Annotated in this window: 20 protein-coding genes; 2 read left to right on the top strand and 18 right to left on the bottom strand. The window is 68.7% G+C overall.

From position 1 onward, the window contains the following. Nucleotides 1-5: 5 nt before the first annotated feature. Genes dmpG through RS899_RS13410 form a run of 4 tightly spaced genes read right to left on the bottom strand, consistent with a single transcriptional unit; the run spans nt 6 to nt 3,585 of the window. Complete coding sequence (gene dmpG / locus RS899_RS13395) at nt 6-1,040, bottom strand: 4-hydroxy-2-oxovalerate aldolase (protein WP_315810188.1); 1,035 nt, start codon at nt 1,038-1,040, stop codon at nt 6-8. Between the two features lie 11 nt (nt 1,041-1,051). After that, nucleotides 1,052-1,960, bottom strand: coding sequence for an acetaldehyde dehydrogenase (acetylating) (locus tag RS899_RS13400; RefSeq protein ID WP_315810189.1), 909 nt, complete (start codon nt 1,958-1,960; stop codon nt 1,052-1,054). Between the two features lie 9 nt (nt 1,961-1,969). Then, complete coding sequence (locus RS899_RS13405; RefSeq protein ID WP_315810190.1) at nt 1,970-2,761, bottom strand: fumarylacetoacetate hydrolase family protein; 792 nt, start codon at nt 2,759-2,761, stop codon at nt 1,970-1,972. After that, on the bottom strand, nt 2,758-3,585 hold the full coding sequence (locus RS899_RS13410; RefSeq protein WP_315810191.1) for an alpha/beta fold hydrolase: 828 nt from the start codon (nt 3,583-3,585) through the stop codon (nt 2,758-2,760). Before RS899_RS13410 ends, RS899_RS13405 begins: the two co-directional genes overlap by 4 nt. Nucleotides 3,586-3,850: 265 nt before the next feature. Here RS899_RS13410 and RS899_RS13415 point away from each other — a divergent pair, with 265 nt between their 5' ends. Continuing rightward, on the top strand, nt 3,851-4,621 hold the full coding sequence (locus RS899_RS13415; RefSeq protein WP_054907142.1) for an SDR family oxidoreductase: 771 nt from the start codon (nt 3,851-3,853) through the stop codon (nt 4,619-4,621). A 4-nt stretch (nt 4,622-4,625) separates the two neighbouring features. Then, on the top strand, nt 4,626-5,099 hold the full coding sequence (locus RS899_RS13420) for an SRPBCC family protein (protein WP_054907143.1): 474 nt from the start codon (nt 4,626-4,628) through the stop codon (nt 5,097-5,099). Between the two features lie 126 nt (nt 5,100-5,225). On the opposite strand, the gene RS899_RS13425 is transcribed toward RS899_RS13420, so the two are convergent. From RS899_RS13425 to RS899_RS13490, 14 genes are all read right to left on the bottom strand, one after another. Further along, the gene (locus RS899_RS13425) at nt 5,226-5,612 is read right to left on the bottom strand and encodes a nuclear transport factor 2 family protein (protein WP_315810436.1); all 387 of its coding nucleotides are present in this window, start codon (nt 5,610-5,612) and stop codon (nt 5,226-5,228) included. Further along, on the bottom strand, nt 5,609-6,811 hold the full coding sequence (locus tag RS899_RS13430) for an acetyl-CoA C-acyltransferase (protein ID WP_315810192.1): 1,203 nt from the start codon (nt 6,809-6,811) through the stop codon (nt 5,609-5,611). Before RS899_RS13430 ends, RS899_RS13425 begins: the two co-directional genes overlap by 4 nt. A 145-nt stretch (nt 6,812-6,956) precedes the next feature. After that, a complete protein-coding gene (locus RS899_RS13435) occupies nt 6,957-7,415 on the bottom strand; it encodes a MaoC family dehydratase (protein WP_315810193.1) in 459 nt (152 codons plus the stop codon). A 1-nt stretch (nt 7,416) separates the two neighbouring features. Next, nucleotides 7,417-8,199 (bottom strand): SDR family oxidoreductase, encoded by a 783-nt coding sequence (locus tag RS899_RS13440; protein WP_315810194.1) that lies wholly within the window; start codon nt 8,197-8,199, stop codon nt 7,417-7,419. A 12-nt stretch (nt 8,200-8,211) separates the two neighbouring features. Next, entirely contained in the window at nt 8,212-9,405 is a 1,194-nt protein-coding gene (locus RS899_RS13445; RefSeq protein WP_315810195.1) for an acyl-CoA dehydrogenase family protein, read from the bottom strand. Beyond that, nucleotides 9,402-10,568 carry an acyl-CoA dehydrogenase family protein gene (locus RS899_RS13450; protein ID WP_054907148.1) on the bottom strand — a complete coding sequence of 389 codons (1,167 nt, stop codon included), beginning with the start codon at nt 10,566-10,568 and terminating at the stop codon, nt 9,402-9,404. The genes RS899_RS13445 and RS899_RS13450 overlap by 4 nt, the downstream gene beginning before the upstream one ends. A gap of 236 nt (nt 10,569-10,804) precedes the next feature. Then, nucleotides 10,805-11,680 carry an SDR family oxidoreductase gene (locus RS899_RS13455; protein ID WP_315810196.1) on the bottom strand — a complete coding sequence of 292 codons (876 nt, stop codon included), beginning with the start codon at nt 11,678-11,680 and terminating at the stop codon, nt 10,805-10,807. 165 nt (nt 11,681-11,845) lie between these two features. After that, the gene (locus RS899_RS13460; protein ID WP_315810197.1) at nt 11,846-12,994 is read right to left on the bottom strand and encodes an acetyl-CoA C-acetyltransferase; all 1,149 of its coding nucleotides are present in this window, start codon (nt 12,992-12,994) and stop codon (nt 11,846-11,848) included. A gap of 10 nt (nt 12,995-13,004) precedes the next feature. Continuing rightward, nucleotides 13,005-14,066, bottom strand: coding sequence for an acyl-CoA dehydrogenase family protein (locus RS899_RS13465; RefSeq protein ID WP_315810198.1), 1,062 nt, complete (start codon nt 14,064-14,066; stop codon nt 13,005-13,007). An 11-nt stretch (nt 14,067-14,077) separates the two neighbouring features. Next, nucleotides 14,078-15,244 (bottom strand): acyl-CoA dehydrogenase, encoded by a 1,167-nt coding sequence (locus tag RS899_RS13470; RefSeq protein ID WP_233297692.1) that lies wholly within the window; start codon nt 15,242-15,244, stop codon nt 14,078-14,080. 16 nt (nt 15,245-15,260) lie between these two features. Then, nucleotides 15,261-16,013, bottom strand: coding sequence for an enoyl-CoA hydratase family protein (locus RS899_RS13475; protein ID WP_315810199.1), 753 nt, complete (start codon nt 16,011-16,013; stop codon nt 15,261-15,263). Beyond that, a complete protein-coding gene (locus tag RS899_RS13480) occupies nt 15,994-17,094 on the bottom strand; it encodes a nitronate monooxygenase (RefSeq protein WP_315810200.1) in 1,101 nt (366 codons plus the stop codon). Before RS899_RS13480 ends, RS899_RS13475 begins: the two co-directional genes overlap by 20 nt. Then, nucleotides 17,091-17,948 carry an enoyl-CoA hydratase gene (locus tag RS899_RS13485; protein ID WP_054907161.1) on the bottom strand — a complete coding sequence of 286 codons (858 nt, stop codon included), beginning with the start codon at nt 17,946-17,948 and terminating at the stop codon, nt 17,091-17,093. The genes RS899_RS13480 and RS899_RS13485 overlap by 4 nt, the downstream gene beginning before the upstream one ends. Continuing rightward, nucleotides 17,945-18,760, bottom strand: a complete 816-nt coding sequence (locus RS899_RS13490) for a ketoacid CoA transferase (RefSeq protein WP_315810201.1) — start codon at nt 18,758-18,760, stop codon at nt 17,945-17,947. Before RS899_RS13490 ends, RS899_RS13485 begins: the two co-directional genes overlap by 4 nt. Nucleotides 18,761-18,762: the final 2 nt, after the last annotated feature.

The following is an 18,762-nucleotide window of genomic DNA, read 5'->3' on the forward strand; positions in this document are numbered from 1 at the left end:
TCGACTCAGGTCGGCAACAGCCCGGCCTTGGCCGCCATGGTCAGTGCCAGGTCTTCGATCATGTCTTCCTGGCCGCCCACGGTGCCGCGCCGCCCCAGTTCCACCAGCAGGTCGCGGGCGGAAATCGCATAGCGTGCCTCGGCTCGCTTGGCGAACAGCAGGAAGGAGCTGTACACGCCGGCGTAACCCAGGGTCAGCGCGTCGCGGTCGAGGCGGATCGGCTGGTCCATCATCGGCACCACGCGGTCCTCGGCGACATCCATGATGCCGTACAGGTCGACACCGCAATCCACCCCCATGCGCTTGAGCACCGCGACGAAGACTTCCAGCGGCGTGTTGCCGGCGCCGGCACCCAGGCCTGCCACCGAGCCGTCGATGCGAGCGGCACCGGCCTCAATGGCGGCCAGGGAGTTGGCGATGGCCATGCCCAGGTTGTGGTGGCCATGGAAGCCGACCTCGGTCTGCGGTTTCAGCTCGGCGCGCAGCAGGCCGATCTTCTCGCTGACCTCCGCCGGCAGCATGTAGCCGGCCGAATCGGTGCAGTAGATGCAGTTGGCGCCGAAGCTTTCCATCAGCCGCGCCTGTTCCAGCAGCTGCTCGGCACTGACCATGTGCGCCATCATCAGGAAGCCGACAGTATCCAGCCCCATCTCGCGGGACATGCCGATGTGCTGCTCGGAAACGTCCGCCTCGGTGCAATGAGTCGCCACGCGGATAGTGGACACACCGCAGCCATGGGCCATCTTCAGGTGCTCGACGGTGCCGATGCCCGGCAGCAGCAGCGCCGAGACCTTGGCCTGCTTGAGCCTGGGAATCACCGCCTCGAAGTACTCGCGGTCGGTGTGGGCCGGGAAGCCGTAGTTCACCGAGGCGCCGCCCAGGCCGTCGCCATGGGTGATCTCGATCAGCGGCACGCCGGCCTCGTCGAGGCCGGTGGCCACGCAAACCATCTGCTCCAGGCTGATCTGGTGGCGCTTGGCGTGCATGCCATCGCGCAGGCTCATGTCGTGCAGGCGGACCTTCTTACCTTGCAGGTTCATGGTGATTCTCCTCAGCGGGACGGCAGTTGCAGGGCGCCCTGGTGGGCTTGTTCGGCGAACATCTCGGCGGTGCGCAGGCCGGCGGCGGTCATGATGTCGAGGTTGCCGGCGGACTTGGGCAGGTAGTCGCCCAGGCCTTCCACCTCCAGGTACACCGAGACGCGGTTGCCCTCGAACACCGGGCCGTTGATCAGCTTGTAGCCCGGCACGTAGCGCTGCACCTCGCGGATCATCTCGTGCACCGAGCTGCGGATTGCCGCCTGGTCCGGCGTGCCGGCGGTCAGGCAATGGATGGTGTCGCGCATCATCAGCGGCGGCTCGGCGGGGTTGATGACGATGATCGCCTTGCCCTGTTTCGCCCCGCCGACCTGCTCGATCGCGCCGGAGGTGGTGCGGGTGAATTCGTCGATGTTCTTGCGCGTGCCCGGCCCGACCGAGCGCGACGAAACGGTGGCGACAATCTCGGCATAGTCCACCGGCTGTACCCGCGAGACCGCCGCCACCATGGGAATCGTGGCCTGGCCGCCGCAGGTGACCATGTTGACGTTCATCGCCAGGTTGCCGGCATGCTCGGCGAGGTTCACCGGCGGCACGCAGAACGGCCCGATGGCCGCCGGCGTGAGGTCGACCATGATCACGCCGAGGGCGTTGAGCTTGCGGCTGTTCTCGACATGTACATAGGCCGAAGTGGCATCGAAGGCGATGCGGATATCGTCGTCCAGCACATGCGGCAGCAGGCCGTCGACGCCCTCGGAAGTGGTCTTCAGGCCGAACTCGCGGGCACGCGCCAGGCCATCCGAAGACGGGTCGACGCCGACCATCCACACCGGTTCGATCCACTCGGACCGGCGCATCTTCATCAGCAGGTCGGTGCCGATGTTGCCGGGGCCGATGATCGCGGCCCGTAGTTTCTTGCTCATGGATGACTCCTATGCACGGAAGGACACCCGGGCGCTGCCCAGGCCGTCGATATCCAGTTCGAAATGGTCACCGGCCCGCGCCGGCTCCAGGGGCACCAGCGAGCCGGAGAGGATGATTTCGCCCGCCTTGAAGGGGATGCCGAAGGCGCCCAGGGTGTTGGCCAGCCAGGCCACGGCAGTGAGCGGGTTGCCCTGCACCGCCGAACCCAGGCCCTCGCTGATCGGCATGCCGTTCTTGCGCACGCGCATGCGCAGGTTGGGCAGGTCCAGCTCGCGCGGGTCGCGCTCCACCTCGCCGAGGACGAACACGCCGCAGGAAGCGTTATCGGCCACGGTGTCCTGGATGCGGATCTTCCAGTCGTGGATGCGCGAATCGACGATCTCGAAGCAGGCCATCACGCATTCGCTGGCCGCCAGCACATCGGCCTCGGTCACGCCGGGGCCCTTCAGGTCATGCTTGAGGCGGAAGGCGATCTCGCCCTCCGCGCGGGGCTGGATCAGGCGGTTTTCCGCGAGCGAGATATCGGCACCATTGGCAAACCACATCCGGCGGGTGATGAAACCGAAGTCCGGCTGGTGCACGTCGAGCATGCGCTGCACGGCTGCGGAGGTGACGCCGATCTTCTTGCCCACCAGCTCGTCGCCGTCGGCCAGGCGGCGTTGCAGCATGTGCTGGGAGATGCGGTAGGCATCCTCGATGCCGATATCGGCCCAGCGCTCGGTCAGCGGCGCCAGGGTGCGGCCCTCCCTGAGCGCGGCGTAGAGTTCATCGGCGTGCTGACGCTGGAGCAGCTCGCTCATGCCGCGTCCTCCGCGAGGAAGGCCAGCACTTCGCGATTGAACAGCGCACGGTGCTCCACCATCACCCAGTGCCCGCACTCGCTGAGCAGCACGAAGCGGATGTTGCGGCACGCCTGCATCAGCGTCTGCGCGCCGCTGGCCGGGCAGAACTTGTCGTTCATGCCCCAGAAACCGAGGATCGGGCAGCTCAGCTCGACCAATTGTGCCGACAGGTTCGGCACCTGCATGCGGGTCAGCACGCAGCGCGGCTGGTCCTTCACCACGGCAACGCGCTCGTTCACCGTTTCATCGCTGATCTGCGCGGCATCGAAGAGCTGCAGCGAGAGCAGGCGACGCATGCCGGCGGCGTCGTTCAGCTCGCCGTTGGCGAAGGCCGCGCCCATCTTCTGGATGCCCTCCATCTGCAGGTAGTACTGCTCCTTCTCCATCAGGCCGCCGGGCGCCATCAGCACCAGGCGGGTGATGCGCTGCGGCTGCAGCAAGGCCATGCGGATGGCGATGGCACCGCCCAGGGAGTTGCCCACCAGGGTGCAGCGCGGGATGTCCAGCGCGTCGAGCAGGCCGAACAGGGCATCGACGAAGAAATCCAGGGTGTAGTCGGTTTCCGGCTTGTCGCTGGCGCCGTAGCCCGGCAGGTCCGGCACCAGCACGCGATGGCCGCCCGCGACGAACTCCGGGTAGTTCTGCTTGAAGTTGCTGTGGCCGCTGGCGCCGGGGCCGCTGCCGTGGATGAACAGCACGGCGTCGCCGTTGCCGCTGTCCAGGTAATGCAGTCGGAGTCCGTCGTTGAGGGTGACGAAGTGTCCTTGCGGCAAGGCAGCCATGGCATCGCTCCAGGGGGAATGTGCCGGGATTATTTCGGTGCCCTGGCCGGTGCCACATCGTCCGAGAGGACTACGGGTGGTTTCGTGCGCAGGCTCGCCCTTCGTGGGATGGGTCACTGGCACCAGCCCCCGGAACCAAACGGCTCTTCGTAGGAGCGAGCTTGCTCGCGAAAGGCGCTCCTCGCTGACCGCCCTAGTCCCTTCGGACGTGGGCGCGCGGGGCCGCCGCGCCTAGGCTGCAAGCCTTCCCCACAGAGGCACGGACATGACGAGAGCTTTGGATTTCAGCGGCCAGGTGGTGCTGGTCACCGGCGGTGGCAAGGGTGTGGGCCGGGGTATCAGCCAGCGCTTCCTGGAACAGGGCGCCGAGGTGGTGATCTGCGGTCGCGAGGCGCCCGAGCAACTGCCCAGCCACGAAGGGCGTGAAGCCTGGTTCATCCCCTGCGACGTGCGCGATTTCGAGCAACTGCAGGCACTGATGTCCGCCATCGACGAACGCTATGGCCGCCTGGACGTGCTGATCAACAACGCCGGCGGCGCGCCGTACGCCGATGCTGCCGACGCTTCACCGCGCTTCTCCGAGGCCATCGTCCGGCTCAACCTGCTGGCGCCGCTCAATCTCTGCCAACTGGCCAACCAGCGCATGCAGCAGCAGGCCGACGGGGGCAGCATCATCAACATCTGCAGCGTCAGCGCCACCCGTCCTTCCCCCGGCACCGCCGCCTATGGCGCAGCCAAGGCCGGGCTGCTCAACCTGGGCCGCTCGCTGGCGGTGGAATGGGCGCCGAAGGTGCGCGTCAACGCGCTGATCGGCGGGCTGATCCGCACCGAGCAGAGCCACCTGCACTACGGCGACGAAGCTGGCCTGCAACGCGTCGCCAGCACCGTTCCGCTGGGGCGACTGGCCGAGCCGGGTGATATCGGCGACGCCTGCCTGTATCTTGCTTCACCGCTGGCGGCCTATGTCAGCGGCGCCGAGATTGCCTTGCACGGCGGCGGCGAGCGCCCCGCCTTCCTCGAAGCGGCCCAGGGATGACGCCATGCTCAGTGCCCGACACGAACTGATTCTCGACCTGCCCCACGCCGCCGCCTGGGCGCGCCTGCGCGACCTCAGCCTGGCGCCGCACTATGTGCCCGGCCTGACCGGCTGCGACTTCCACCCCGGCCCACGCGAAGGCCTCGGCGCCAGCCGGCGGGTGCACATGAAGCGCGGCTTCCTCGACGAAAGCGTGGTCGACTGGCACGAAGGCCAGGGCCTGGTGCTGCGCCTGCACCGCGCCGAGCAGGGGCCGCCCTTCCCGTTTCGCCAGGCCAGCTTCCGCTACGCACTGCTTCCCGAGGGAGACGCGCGCACCCGACTGGTCCTGAGCCTGGACGGCGACCTGCGCGGCGGGCGCCTGGGTGAATGGCTGCTGGCCGGGGCGCTGCGGCGGACCGTGGCGAAGATCGCGGTGAACCTGAAAGCCTTCTACGAAACCGGCAAGACGCAAAACGCCAGCTTCAGCGGCCGATAAACCGCCCCTGTAGGAGCGAGCTTGCTCGCGAACCCGGGCCCCGCAGCGGAGTCTGTTCGCGAGCAAGCTCGCTCCTACAAGCAGCCTCACCGCAGGGCGTATCACGCGCCGCGGTGTACGCCGGCTTCACTCCGGCCGCTGCTCCAGGTTGAGGTCCCCCCAATACGCCTTCATGCTGCGAATAAGGCCGTGCTCGTCGAACTCCATCACGTCGATCACATGCAGGCTGCACGGCGCGCCGTTCCAGTTCAGGTCGACGCGGAACGGCATGGCGCCGCAACCGTTGCCGGTGACCCGCACCGGCCCGGTGAGCTGGGCGCTGACTTCGGCGCGGCCGAGCCCCTCGCGGTAGAAGCGAGCGATGGCCTCAATCCCCACCTGAGGCTCGGCGCCCACCGGGTCCTCGACCACCGCGTCGTCGGCATAGAGTGCAAGGATGCCGTCGATATCACCGGCATCCACCAGTTCCACGTAGCGCGCCATGCGCCGGCGGATCAGCTGGGCGTCCATCAGGCCACCTCGAACAGGGCAGCCGCGCCCATGCCGCCGCCGATGCACATGCTCACCACGACGTAACGCACGCCGCGACGACGCCCTTCCAGCAGCGCGTGGCCAGCCATGCGCGCGCCGGACATGCCGAACGGATGGCCGATGGCAATGGCGCCGCCGTTGACGTTCAGGCGCTCATCGGGGATGCCCAGCTTGTCCTGGCAGAACAGCACCTGGCAGGCGAAGGCTTCGTTGAGCTCCCACAGACCGATGTCATCCATCTTCAGGCCGTGGCGCTGGAGCAGTTTCGGGATCGCGAAGACCGGCCCGATACCCATCTCGTCGGCGTTGCAGCCGGCCACCGCCAGGCCCCGGTAGATGCCCAGCGGTTGCAGACCGCGGCGCTCTGCCTCGCGCGCTTCCATCAGCAGCGATGCCGAGGCACCGTCGGAGAGTTGGGATGCGTTGCCGGCGGTGATGAACCGCCCCGCCTCGCTCCACTGGCCGCCCTGCCACACCGGTTCCAGCGCAGCGAGGCTGGCAAGCGTGGTATCGGCACGGTTGCATTCGTCGCGGTCGATCAGCACGGTTTCGTGGCGGCTTTCGCCACTGGCCTTGTCCACCACCAGGCGCTGGGCGTGCAAGGGCAGGATTTCGTCGGCGAACAGGCCGTCGCGCTGCGCTGCCGCCGTGCGCTGCTGGCTGCGCAGCGAATACGCATCCTGGGCTTCGCGGCTGATGCCGTAGCGTGCAGCGACGATCTCGGCGGTCTCGATCATCGGGATGTAGGCCGCCGGGTCGTGCGCAAGCACCGCCTGCGACTGGTTGCGGTAGGCGTTCTTGTGCTTGTTCTGCACCAGGGAAATGGACTCCAGGCCGCCGGCCACGGCGATGTCCAGTTCATTGCAGGCGATGGACCTGGCGGCGATGGCGATGCTCATCAGGCCCGATGCACACTGGCGCTCCACGGCCATGCCGGCCACGCTCGACGGCAGGCCGCCGGCGATGGCGCAGAGGCGGCCGAGGTTGTAGGCCTGGGTGCCCTGCTGCGCGGCAGCGCCGATGATGACGTCCTCCACCTCGCCCGGCTCGACACCGGCGCGGCGCACCACTTCGGCCACCACCGCACCGCCCATGGCAGGCGCCTCGGTGTCGTTGAAGGCGCCACGGAAGGCCTTGCCGATGGCGGTGCGGGCGGTGGAGACGATGACGGCTTCTCTCATTGCGAATCCTCAGGTTTTTGTAAGGGAACCCTGGGCGCGGGCGGCGGCTTTCGTAGGGCGAATAACGCGCCAGCGTTATCCGCCACACCGCAGCCGGCGGATAACCTGTTCCAGGTTATTCGCCCTACGCACGACGAAGAGTTCGTTAAGCGGGGTAGTAACGGCTGATGGTGTCCACCACGCAGCCGGGGCGCTGTTCGCCCTCGATCTCGACGCTGACCCGCACGGTGGCCTGTACCGCGCCTTTTACCGCCTCGGCGGCGACCAGCTCGGCGCGGCCACGCACGCGGGCGCCGGCCTTGACCACGTTGGGGAAACGCACGCGGTCGCAGCCGTAGTTGACGCCCATGGCGATGCCACGCACCTCGACGATCTGCGGCAGGAACAGGTTGACCAGCGACAGCGTCAGGTAGCCGTGGGCGATACAGGTGCCATAGGGGCCGCTGGCCGCGCGCACAGGGTCGACATGGATCCACTGGTGGTCGCCGGTGGCCTGCGCGAACTGGTCGATGCGCGACTGCTCGATCGTGAGCCAGTCACTTTCGCCAAGCACTTCGCCGATACAGGCCAGAAGTTCTTCCGGATGCTCGAAGACACGCGCCATGTCAGGCCCTCTGGCTGGAGACCGACAGTACTTCGCCGGTCATGTAGGAGCTGTAGTCGCTGGCCAGGAACATCATCACGTTGGCGATTTCCCAGACCTCGGCGGCGCGGCCGAAGGCTTCGGTGGACGCCAGTTTCTCCAGCAGTTCCTGGGGGGCGGACCTGCGCAGGAAATCGTGCAGGGCGATGCTCGGGCTCACGGCGTTGATGCGCACGCCGTGCTCCGCGGCCTCCAGCGCGGCACAACGGGTCAGCGCCATCACCCCGGCCTTGGCCGCGGCGTAGTGGCTCTGTTCCTTCTGCGCGCGCCAGCCGAGCACCGAGGCGTTGTTGACGATGGCGCCGGCGCGGCGCTCGAGCATGTGCGGCAGCATGGCGCGGGTCATGCGCATCGTGCCGGTGAGCGTGACGTCGAGGACGCGGTTCCACTCCTCGTCGGTCATCTCCACCAGCGTGCGCGAACCACCCAGCCCTGCGTTGTTGATCAGCACATCGACACCGCCCAGGCGTTCCTCGGCGGCCGCCACCAGGGCACGTACCTGCTCCTCGCTGGTGACGTTGCACACCTGCCCGTACACCGCCTGCAGCCCGCAGGCCTGGCGGATGCGCTCCACCGCCTCGTTCAGCCGGCCTTCGTGGATATCACTGATCATCAGCGCGCGGCAGCCTTCCTCGGCAGCGCGCAGGGCGGCGGAAAAGCCGATGCCGGCGCCGGCGGCCGCGGTGATCAGCACCGACTTGCCGCGCAGCAGGCCGCGGCCGGATACGTATTCGGGTTTGAGCATGAGTGCGATCTCCTAGCGAGGCACCTTGGGTTCTCTGGGCAGGCCGAGCGCACGCTCGGCGATGAGGTTGCGCTGGATCTCGTTGCTGCCGCCGTAGATGGTGTCGGAGCGGCTGAACAGGAACAGGCCCTGCAAGCGGCTGAGCCGGTACGGCGAGCCGTCGAGGAATTCCGCCTCGGCGCCGAGCACGTCCATGGCCAGCTTGCCCAGCCGCGCGTGCCAGTCGGACCAGCACAGCTTGTAGATCAGCGCCTCGGGCCGCAGGCCGCCGTCCTGCGTGCCGGAGAGCATGCGCAGCGAGTTGTAGCGCAGCACCTTGAGCCCGCCCCAGGCCTCGGCCAGGCGCTGGCGCAGCAGCGGATCGCGGGCAGCGCCATTGGCGCGGGCAATGCGGATGATCTCGTCCAGTTCGTTGTGGAACTGCATCTGCTGGCCAAGGGTGGACACCCCACGCTCGAAGCCCAGCAGCGCCATGGCGATCTTCCAGCCATCCCCCGGCGCGCCGAGCAGGTTTTCGGCGGCAGTTTCGGCGTCGTCGAAGAACACCTCGTTGAATTCCGACGTGCCGGTGAGCTGCTCGATCGGCCGCACGCTGATACCCGGCTGGTGCATCGGCACCAGCAGGAAACAAAGGCCGTGGTGGCCGACGCTGCCCGCCTCGCTGCGGGCGATGACGAAGCACCAGTCGGATTCGTGGGCCAGCGAAGTCCAGACCTTCTGCCCGTTGATCCGCCACACGCCACGCTCGGCGTCGAACGTGGCACGGGTCTTGACCGCCGCAAGGTCGGAGCCGGCGCCCGGCTCGGAATAGCCCTGGCACCAGAACTCCCGGCCGCTGACGATGCCCGGCAGCAGCCGGCGTTTCTGTTCGTCATTGCCGAAGGCAGCGATGGTCGGCCCGGCCAGCCCTTCGCCGATGTGGCCCATGCGACCGGGGCCGCCGGCGCGGGCGTATTCCTCGTGGAAGATCACCTGCTGGTTGATCGACAGACCGCGCCCGCCGTGCTCCCTGGCCCAGCCTACGCAGGTCCAGCCGCCCTCGGCGAGTTTGCGCTCCCAGGCCTTGCGCTCCTCCGGGAAGCTGTGTTCGTCACCGGGGCCGCCGCGAAAACGCAGCGGCGCGAACTCGCCGCGCAGGTTGTCCGCCAGCCACTGCGCGACTTCGCCGCGAAAGGCTTCGTCGGCGGCATCGAATCCGATCTTCATGGGCATTCCTCCAGGATCGCGGCAGCGATGCGCTCGCGGTGCCAGGCGGGCGTGCCGAACAGGCCCTCGCCGGCGCGCGCACGCTTGAAGTACAGGTGCGGGTCGTACTCCCAGGTGAAGCCGACGCCACCATGCAGCTGGATCGACTCGGCGGCGCAGTGGAAGAAGGCTTCCGAGGCGTGGGACTTGGCCACGGCAGCGGCCAGCGGCAGCTCGGCGGCGAGGGCCGAGTCGCCTTCGGCGTCCAGCGCTTCCTGGGCCACGCACGCGGCGTAGTAGAGCGCTGAGCGTGCGCACTCGACCTTCACCATCATGTCCGCCATGCGGTGCTTGAGCGCCTGGAAACTGCCCACCGGGCGGCCGAACTGCTGGCGTTCGCGGGTGTAGGCGACGGTGAGGTCGAGCGCCTGCTGGGCGCCGCCGACCTGCTCGGCGGCCAGCGTGATGGCAGCCAGTTGCAGGACGGTTTGCAGCTTCGGCCAGGCGCTGCCGGCTACGCCGAGCAATGCGTCAGCGGGGAGATAGAGATTGTCCAATTCGATTTCGGCGAGCGGGCGAGTCTGGTCCAGCGTGGCCAGGGCGCGACGCTGCAAACCGCTGCTGATCGCAGGAACGGCGAACAGGCAAATGCCCTCTTCGCCCCGGCTGCCGGCCAGCCGCGCGGGGATCAGCAGCAGGTCGGCGCTGTGGCCATCGAGCGCCGGGCGCAGGCGGCCATCCAGCACGAAGCCCTCGCCCTCCTTGCGCGCCCGGACCTGAACCGCGCCGACGTCCGGCACACCTTCAGCGCCCAGCGCCAGGGTGGCACTCAGGCTGCCCTCGGCCAATGCCGGCAACCATCGCGCCTGTTGCGCCTCGCCACCCAGCAGGCGCAGGGCGCAGATGGCGATGGCGCTGGCGAGGAACGGCAACGACGCCAGGCGACGGCCCAGCTGCTCCTGGACGATGGCCAGCTCGACGAAGCCCAGCCCCAGGCCGCCGTGGGCCTCGGGCACCAGCAACGCCTGCCAGCCGAGTTCATCGCGAATCCGCTGCCAGAGCATGGCGTCGTGCCCGCCCGCGGCCATCGCCGCGCGCACGGCGCTGGTAGGTGAAGCATCGGCGAGGAAGCTTTCCGCGCTATCGCGAATCATCAGCTGCTCGTCGGTGAAGGCGAATTCCATGGAAGGCGGCCCTGTGGTGTCGGATGGGCGCAGTCTGGCGGGAGATGCCCGGGCGGGAATCGTCCGAATGGACGTGGGGCAACGTACTGAAGTGGGCCAGACAATGCAGGAGCAGATCCCTACAACGCGGGAGGCCCCGCAGCGGCAGGTGGTTCGCGAGCAAGCTCGCTCCTGCAAACAGCAGCGGAAGATGAGTGGAGCAAAGCGAAGCCCATCCCACAAAGCGGGGATGCGTGTCAGCTGCCGTAGACCTTCTGGGCCGGTACGGCCTGGTCGATCAGCTCGTTGACCACACCGCCGACTTCCGCCGGCAACCAGCGCTCGCCCTTGTCGCGCTCCGGGCCGCGGCGCCAACCGTCGCCGAGGGAAAGCTTGCCGCCTTCCACCTCGAACAGGCGGCCGCTGACGTGCTGGGAGTCCTCAGACACCAGCCAGGCCACCAGCGGCGCGACGTTCTCCGGGGCGAAGTGGTCGAAGCCATCGTCGGGCTTCTTCATCACCTCGGCGAACACCTGCTCGGTCATGCCTGTCCGGGCGGCCGGGGCCAGAGCGTTGGCGGTAATGCCGTAGCGCGCCAGTTCCGCGGCCTGCACCAGCGTGAGGGAAGCGATGCCGCCCTTGGCCGCCGAGTAGTTGGACTGGCCGATGGAGCCCTGCAACCCGGCACCGGAGCTGGTGTTGATGATCCGCGCGCGCACCGCCGCGCCGGCCTTGGCCTGGTCGCGCCAGTGGTGCACGGCGTGGCTGGCGATGCAGAAGTGGCCCTTGAGGTGCACGTTCATCACCGCGTCCCAGTCGGCCTCGGTGAGGCTGGCGAACATGCGGTCGCGGCAGATGCCGGCATTGTTGACCACCGCGTGCAGGTCCCCGAAGGCGGCGATGGCGGCGCGAACGATCTCGCCGGCCTCGTGGTAGTCGGTGATGTCGTGGCAGTCGCCGATGGCCTGGCCGCCCTGGTCACGGATCAGCGCGACAACGCCGGCCACGGCTTCGCGGTTGATGTCGTTGACCACCACTTTCGCGCCCTCGGCCGCCAGGGCCAGGGCGTAGGCGCGGCCAAGGCCGCCGCCTGCGCCGGTGATGATGACGACACGGTCTTTGCAGATGGACATGGGGTTCTCCAAGGGGTTGCGCTAGTACGCGCAGAACAAATCTTCGGGGCGTAGCGAGCGACGGCCAGGCAAGGCGGAATGCGGGGCGGGAAGCGGAGTTGGCTGCAGCCAATGAGTATTCACGACCCGCATTCCAACGCCGCATGGCCTAGCGCAACAGCCCCATCACAGTCTCTCGATGATGGTCACGTTGGCCTGCCCACCGCCTTCACACATGGTCTGCAGGCCGTAGCGGCCGCCAGTGCGCTCCAGCTCATGCAGCAGCGTGGTCATCAGCCGCGCACCGGTGGCGCCCAGCGGGTGACCGAGGGCGATGGCGCCGCCGTTGACGTTGGTGCGCTCGTGGGGGTAGCCGGTTTCCTGCAGCCAGGCCATGACCACCGAGGCGAAGGCTTCGTTGATCTCCACCCGGTCGATATCGTCCAGGCGCATGCCGGCCTTTTTCAGCGCGTACTCGGTGGCCGGGATGGGCGCAGTGAGCATCCACACCGGGTCGTCGGCGCGCACGCTGAGGTGGTGAATGCGCGCCCGCGGCGTCAGGTTGTAGCGCTTGAGCGCTCGCTCGGAGACGATCAGCAGCGCGCTGGCGGCGTCGCAGGTCTGACTGGAAACGCCGGCCGTGACGCGGTCGCAACCGAACAGGGTTTCCAGCTCGGCCATCTTCGCCAGGCTGGTCTGGCGCGGCGTCTCGTCGTGCGCAACCCCGGCCAGCGGGATGATCTCGCGGGCGAAGCGCCCTGCCTCGATGGCGCGCAAGGCGCGGCGATGGGACTCCAGCGAATAGGCTTCCAGCGCCTCCCGGCTGATGTCCCACTTCTCGGCGATCATCTGCGCGGAACGGAACTGGCTCGGCGGCGTGGCGCCATAGCGCCTGACCCAGCCTTCCGAGCCGCTGAAGGGATCGCTGAAGCCCAGCGGCTCGGCGGCAGTCATGGCCGAGGAAATCGGGATCTGCGTCATGGTCTGCACGCCGCCGGCGATCACCACGTCCTGGGTGCCGCTCATCACCGCCTGCGCGGCGAAGTGCACGGCCTGCTGCGAAGAGCCGCACTGGCGGTCCACGGTGGTGCCGGGCACGCCCTGGTCCAGGCCGGCGGCCAGCCAGCAGGTGCGGGCGATGTCGCCGGCCAGCGGGCCGATGGTATCGACGCAGCCGAAGATGACGTCGTCGTAGTCCGCGTCGGGGATGCCGTTGCGCTGTACCAGCTCGCGCAGCACGTGGGCGCCCAGGTCGGCGGCATGGATCTGCGCCAGGCCGCCCTTGCGCTTGCCGGTGGGCGTGCGCAGGGCGTCGACGATGTAGGCTTCTGCCATTTCGATCTCCTCAGACCGCGAAGGTGTGGCCGGCGCCGGCGCTGATCGCCCCGCCGAACAGTGCCTGGCACAACCGCGCCTTGTGCAGGCTGCAGCCGCCCCAGACCTTGTCCAGGGCCCAGGCGCGCTTCATGTAGAGCTGCAGGTCGACTTCCCAGGTGTAACCCATGGCGCCGTGTACCTGGATGGCGTTCTTCGCCGCCAGCTGTGCCGCTTCCGAGCACGCCAGGCGCGCCTGGGAAACGTGCAGCGCCGCCTGCGGGTGACCCTCGGCGAGGGACTGCGCCGCGCGGTACAGCGGCGCCTTGGCGAACTCGATGAGTACCGCCACATCGGCCATCAGGTGCTTGACCGCCTGGAAGCTGCCGATGGGTTTGCCGAACTGCTTGCGCTCGAAGCTATAGTCCACCGCCAGGTCGACCATGCGCCGGGCCAGACCCAGTTGCTGCGAGGCGCACGCCAGCGCGCCGCGCTCGAAGGCCGCCGACCACAAGCTGCGGGCCTGCTCGCCACTGGCCACGCGAGTGGCGGCGCTGGGCGTCCAGGCGACGCTGAACAGCCGGCGCGCCGGGTCGAGCGCCTGGCTGCGGGTCAGCTGCACGGCCTCGCGCGGGACGGCGTGGATGTCGTCGTGGTGACCGAGGATCAGCAGGTCGGCGACGTGGGCGTCGGCTACCAGCAGGTTGTCCGGATGGCCGACCGCGAGCCGCGCCTGGCCAGCGGCGATGCGCCCCAGCCAGTCGGCTTTCAGTGCCTCGTGCTCGTCACCGAGCGCGGCCAGCAAAGGCGCGCCCACCAGCACGCTGTCGAGCAGCGGTTCGGCCAGCGCGGCGTAGCCGCACTCCTGCGCCGGCAGCACCCAGTCGGTTTCGTCGAGGCCCAGGCCGCCATAGGCTTCGGGCAGGTTCAGGGCGGTCAGGCCGAGTTCGGCGAGCTGCGCCCAGAGTTCGTCGCTGCGCCCAGTCTCGCTGCCCCAGAGTTCACGCTGGCGCTCCGGGGTCACCTGGTTGGTGAGGAAGGCGCGCACGCTGTCGTGAAAGCTCAGCTGGTCGTCGTTGAAAGTGAAGTCCATGTCCCGGCTCCTCAGGCGCGCGGCATGCCGAGCATGCGTTCGGCGATGATGTTGCGCTGGATTTCGTTGGTGCCGGCGTAGATCGGGCCGGCCAGGGAGAACAGGAAGCCGTCCAGCCAGCGCCCGACCTCACCGGCCAGCGGCTCGCCGGGCAGCAGTTCGGCGCGGGCGCCGAGGATGCTCAGGGCGGTGTCGTGCATGCGCTGGTCCAGCTCCGACCAGAAGATCTTGTTGGTCGAGGATTCCGGGCCGATGCGGCCGCCCTGCTGCAGGCGCGAGGCGGTCATGTAGGTGCTCAGGGTGTAGGCCTCGGCGTCGAGCCAGGCACGCATCACCGCCTCGCCGATGGCCGGGTCGCGGTCGGCCACCTCGCGGTTGTCCAGGTACAGCTGCAGCAGGCGCCGCGCGGTCTCCTGGAAGCGCGCCGGGGAGCGCAGCATCAGCCCGCGCTCGAAGCCGGCGGTGGACATCGCCACGTGCCAGCCCTGCCCTTCGCCGCCGAGTACGTTCTCCACCGGCACCTTGACGTCGTCGAAGAAGATTTCCGCGAAGCCCGGCAGGCCGTCGAGCTGGGCGATCGGGCGCACGGTGATGCCCGGCGAGTCCAGCGGCACCAGGATGAAGGTCAGCCCATGGTGGCGGCTGGAGGCCGGGTCGGTGCGGAACATGCCGAACAGCCAGTCGGCCCAGACCGCGCGGGTCGACCAGGTCTTCTGGCCATTGATCACGTAGTGGTCGCCCACGCGCTCGGCCCGCGAACGGATCGCCGCCATGTCCGAGCCTGCGCCCGGTTCGGACCAGCCCTGGGCCCAGACGTCCTGCCCGCGCGCCATGCGCGGCAGGAAGCGGGCCTTCTGCTCCTCGGTGCCAAATTCCATCAGCGTCGGGCCGAGCAGGAAGATGCCGTTCTGGTTGACCCGGCCGGGAGCGCCGGCGCGGTAGTACTCTTCCTCGAAGATCAGCCACTGGATCAGGTCGCAACCGCGGCCGCCATACTCCTGCGGCCAGGTCACCATGCCCCAGTGGCCGTCGTGCAGGCGCGCTTCCCACTCGCGGTGCAGGCGGAAGCCCTCCTCGGTGTCGTACGAGGGCAAGGGGTTCTGCGGCACGTTGGCCGCCAGCCAGGCGCGCGCTTCCTCGCGGAAGGCCTGTTGTTCGTTGTTGTAGTTCAGGTCCATGGGCTGCTGCCTGTGATCAGTTGAATTGCGCTTCGCGCTTCTCGACGAAGGAGTCGCGCGCTTCCTGGGAGTCCAGCGAGCGGTAGGCCTCGAGGGTGAAGCCCTGCTCCCAGCGGTACTTGTCTTCGAGGTTGCCGTCCTCGATGCCGGTCAGCGCCTCCTTGGCCAGGGCGATCATCGCCGGGCTCTTGGCGGCGATCCTGCGGGCCACGTCCAGCGCCGCGTCGCGCAGCTGCTCGCGCGGCACCACGCGCTCCACCGCGCCCAGGCGATAAGCCTCGAAGGCATCGATGGGCTCGCCGGTGAAGTACATGTGGCGCACCTTCTGCACCGGGAACAGGCGCTGCAGGTGCGCGCCGCCGCCCATGGCACCGCGGTCCACCTCGGGCACGCCGAAAGTCGCGCACTCGCTGGCGACCACGATGTCCGCCGCACCGCACAGGCCGATACCGCCACCCAGGACGAAGCCATGCACGGCGGCGATCACCGGCTTGGGATTGCGGTGCACGGCCTTGAAGCTGTCGTAGTTGCCCTTGTTCACCGCGACGATCAGGTTGCCGTCGGCGGCCAGTTCCTTGATGTCGACGCCGGCGCAGAAGCCCCTGCCCTCGGCGCGGATGACGATGACCCGCACCGCGTCATCGCGGCCCAGGCGTTCCAGCTCGGCGGCGATGGCCGCCCAGCCGGCGCAGTCGAAGGCGTTCACCGGCGGCCGGTCGAACACCAGCTCGGCGATGTGCTCGTGGAAATCAACGCGAAACGGCGGCATGGCGGTTCTCCTGTGACGGCTGCGGTTCTACCCGGCGGGCCAGTTCGGCGAGGCGGACTTCGGCCTGGGCGACGATGTTCTGGATGATCTCGGCGCACGGCAGGCGGCAACCGAGCAGCGCGGCGACCTGCCCGGCCGGCAGCACGCCATCTTCGGGCTGGCCGTCGACCATGGCCTTCTGGATCACCATGGGCGCGTTGGCCGCCAGCAGCGCCTGGGAAAGCGTCAGCTCGCCACGGTTGCGCAGGGCCTGGAGCATCTGCGCCGGGCTGATGCCGGAGTGGCGGCGGTAGGCCAGCGCGCACTGCACGGCCAGGCCCAGGCGGCGCCACGGGCCGGCAGCTTCCAGGGCGTCGAGCAGTTCGTTGCGGATCATCCGTTGCGGCAGGCCGTCCAGCGCGCGGCTGACGATCACCTGCGCCGGGTCCTTCACGCCCAGGTAGCGCGCCAGGGTGGCGTCCGGTACCGGGCTTTCGCGGCTCATCAGGAAGCGCGTGCCCATGGCCACGCCCTCGGCGCCCAGGGCCAGCGCAGCCACCAGGCCGGCGCCGTCATGGAAGCCGCCTGCCGCGACGACCGGCACCTGCACCGCTTCGCGCACCTGCGCCAGCAGCAGCGAGGTCGGCACTGCGCCGGTGTGGCCGCCGCCCTCGCCGCCCTGCACGGTGACGATGTCGGCGCCCATCTCCACGGCCTTCTGCGCGTGCTTGAGCGCACCGACGGTGGGCATGCAGATCACCCCGGCTTCCTTCAGCCGGGCGATCATCTGCTTGCCCGGCGAGCGGCTGTAGCTCACCGCTTTCACCCCGTGGCGTAGCACCAGCTCGACGATCTCGCTGGCGTTGGGCTGATACATATGGAAGTTCACGCCGAACGGCGCCGCCGTCAGCGAGCGGGTCTCCAGGATCGCCGCTTCCATCCGCTGCGGCTCGATGGTCGCCCCGGCGAGGAAGCCGAAGCCGCCGGCATTGCCGGTGGCCGCCACCAGGCGCGGGTCGGCCACCCAGCCCATGGCGGTCTGGATGATCGGGTAGCGGCAACCGAGCAACTGGGTGACGCGGGTGCCCAGGTCCGCACTCATCGGCCGCCCTCCACCGGCTCGCGCTGCGAGCTGGCCATGGCGCGGGCATCGTAGCCGCCCAGGCGGTCGCCGCTGACCAGCTCGTTGTGGGCGTGGGCGAAGTGGTGCAGGCCGAACACCATGTCCATGGTGGCGCGCTTGCCCATCAGGTCTTCGGCGTTGTTCACCGCCTGCTTGGCCAGCTGCAGCCCGAGGCGCGGCATCTCGGCGACGCGCCGGGCCATGTCCAGGGTCACGTCCAGCAGCACATCGCGCGGCACCACCTTGTTGACCATGCCCAACTGCCAGGCACGCTCGGCGCCCAGGCGCTCGCCGAGGAAGAGGAACTCCTTGGCGATGCGCGGATTGAGTTCATGCACGTGGGCGAAGTACTCGACGCCGGGAATGCCCATGCGCACCACCGGGTCGCGGAAGTAGGCATCGTCGCTGGCGACGATCAGGTCGCAGACCCACGCCAGCATCAGCCCGCCGGCGATGCAGGCGCCCTGCACCATGGCCACGGTCGGCTTGGGCATCTCGCGCCAGCGCCGGCACATGCCCAGGTAGACCTCCTGCTCGCGGGCATAGAGGAACTCGCCGCCGGGCTTGTTCACGTGGTCGTACCACAGGCTGGCGCGGTCGAAGCTCTGGTTGACGTCGCGCCCCGGCGTGCCGATGTCGTGGCCGGCGGAGAAGTGCTTGCCCTCGCCGCGCAGGACGATGACCTTGACCGCATCGTCGTCGCAGGCACGGCGAAAGGCCGCGTCCAGCGCGTAGGTCATCTTCGAGTTCTGCGCGTTGTGGAACTCGGGGCGGTTCATGCTGACCAGGGCCACCGGGCCCTGGACTTCATAGAGGACGACCTCTTCGCTCATGACCGCACTCCTTCGGCGCTGCGCACGGCCGGCGGATTGTCCTTGAGCTGGCGGCTACGCAGGTTGTGCGGGTCCAGGCGCTGGAGGATTTCCAGCTGCGCCGTCGTGGGCAGCGCGGTGGTCGGGATCTGCGCCGGCAGCGCCAGGTCGAAGCTGGTGTTGTCCAGCACCTGCGCCAGCTCCACGCCCGGATGCAGCGAGCGCACGCGCATCTGTCGCTGCGGGCCGCCGAAGTCGAGCACGCAGAGGTCGGTGACGATCAGGCGGATGTCGATGTCGTCCAGCGACCAGCCACGGGCCAGGCGCGCCGGGTTGTAGCCGACCGAGGCAACCATGTCGACCTCGCCTTCGACGAACAACCGGCGGCTGTGCGCCGGCACGAAGAAGGAGTTGGCGTGGCTGATGGAGTTGCCGGGGAAGCCGCGCACGCCGAGCATCTGTGCCTTGGGCCTGGCGTAGTCGCCGATGCAGGAGATGTTCGCCTGGCCGAAGCGGTCGATCTGGGTCGGCCCGACCAGCGCATGGCGGCGGCCGCCCCAGACGTTGTCGAAGATGCGCGAGAAGCCCATCCAGCTGTCGAACTTCGGCACGTAGCCGTTGCGCGCGCCCAGCGGCACCGGCTCGGCGACCATGAAGGCCTCGGAATCGGTCATCAGCAGGTCCGGGTTGCTGCTCAGCATGGCCAGGGAAGCGGCCAGGCGCGGGACCACGCCGATGCCGGTGGCGAGCACTTCGCCGTCGTCGCGCCAGCACTCGCTGGCGGCGCAGATCAGCAGCTCGGCGAGGCTGCAGGAAGCGGTTGCGTCAGTCATGG

The sequence above is a fragment of the Pseudomonas sp. C9-3 genome, from assembly GCF_032392015.1.
GTDB lineage: Bacteria > Pseudomonadota > Gammaproteobacteria > Pseudomonadales > Pseudomonadaceae > Pseudomonas > Pseudomonas nitroreducens.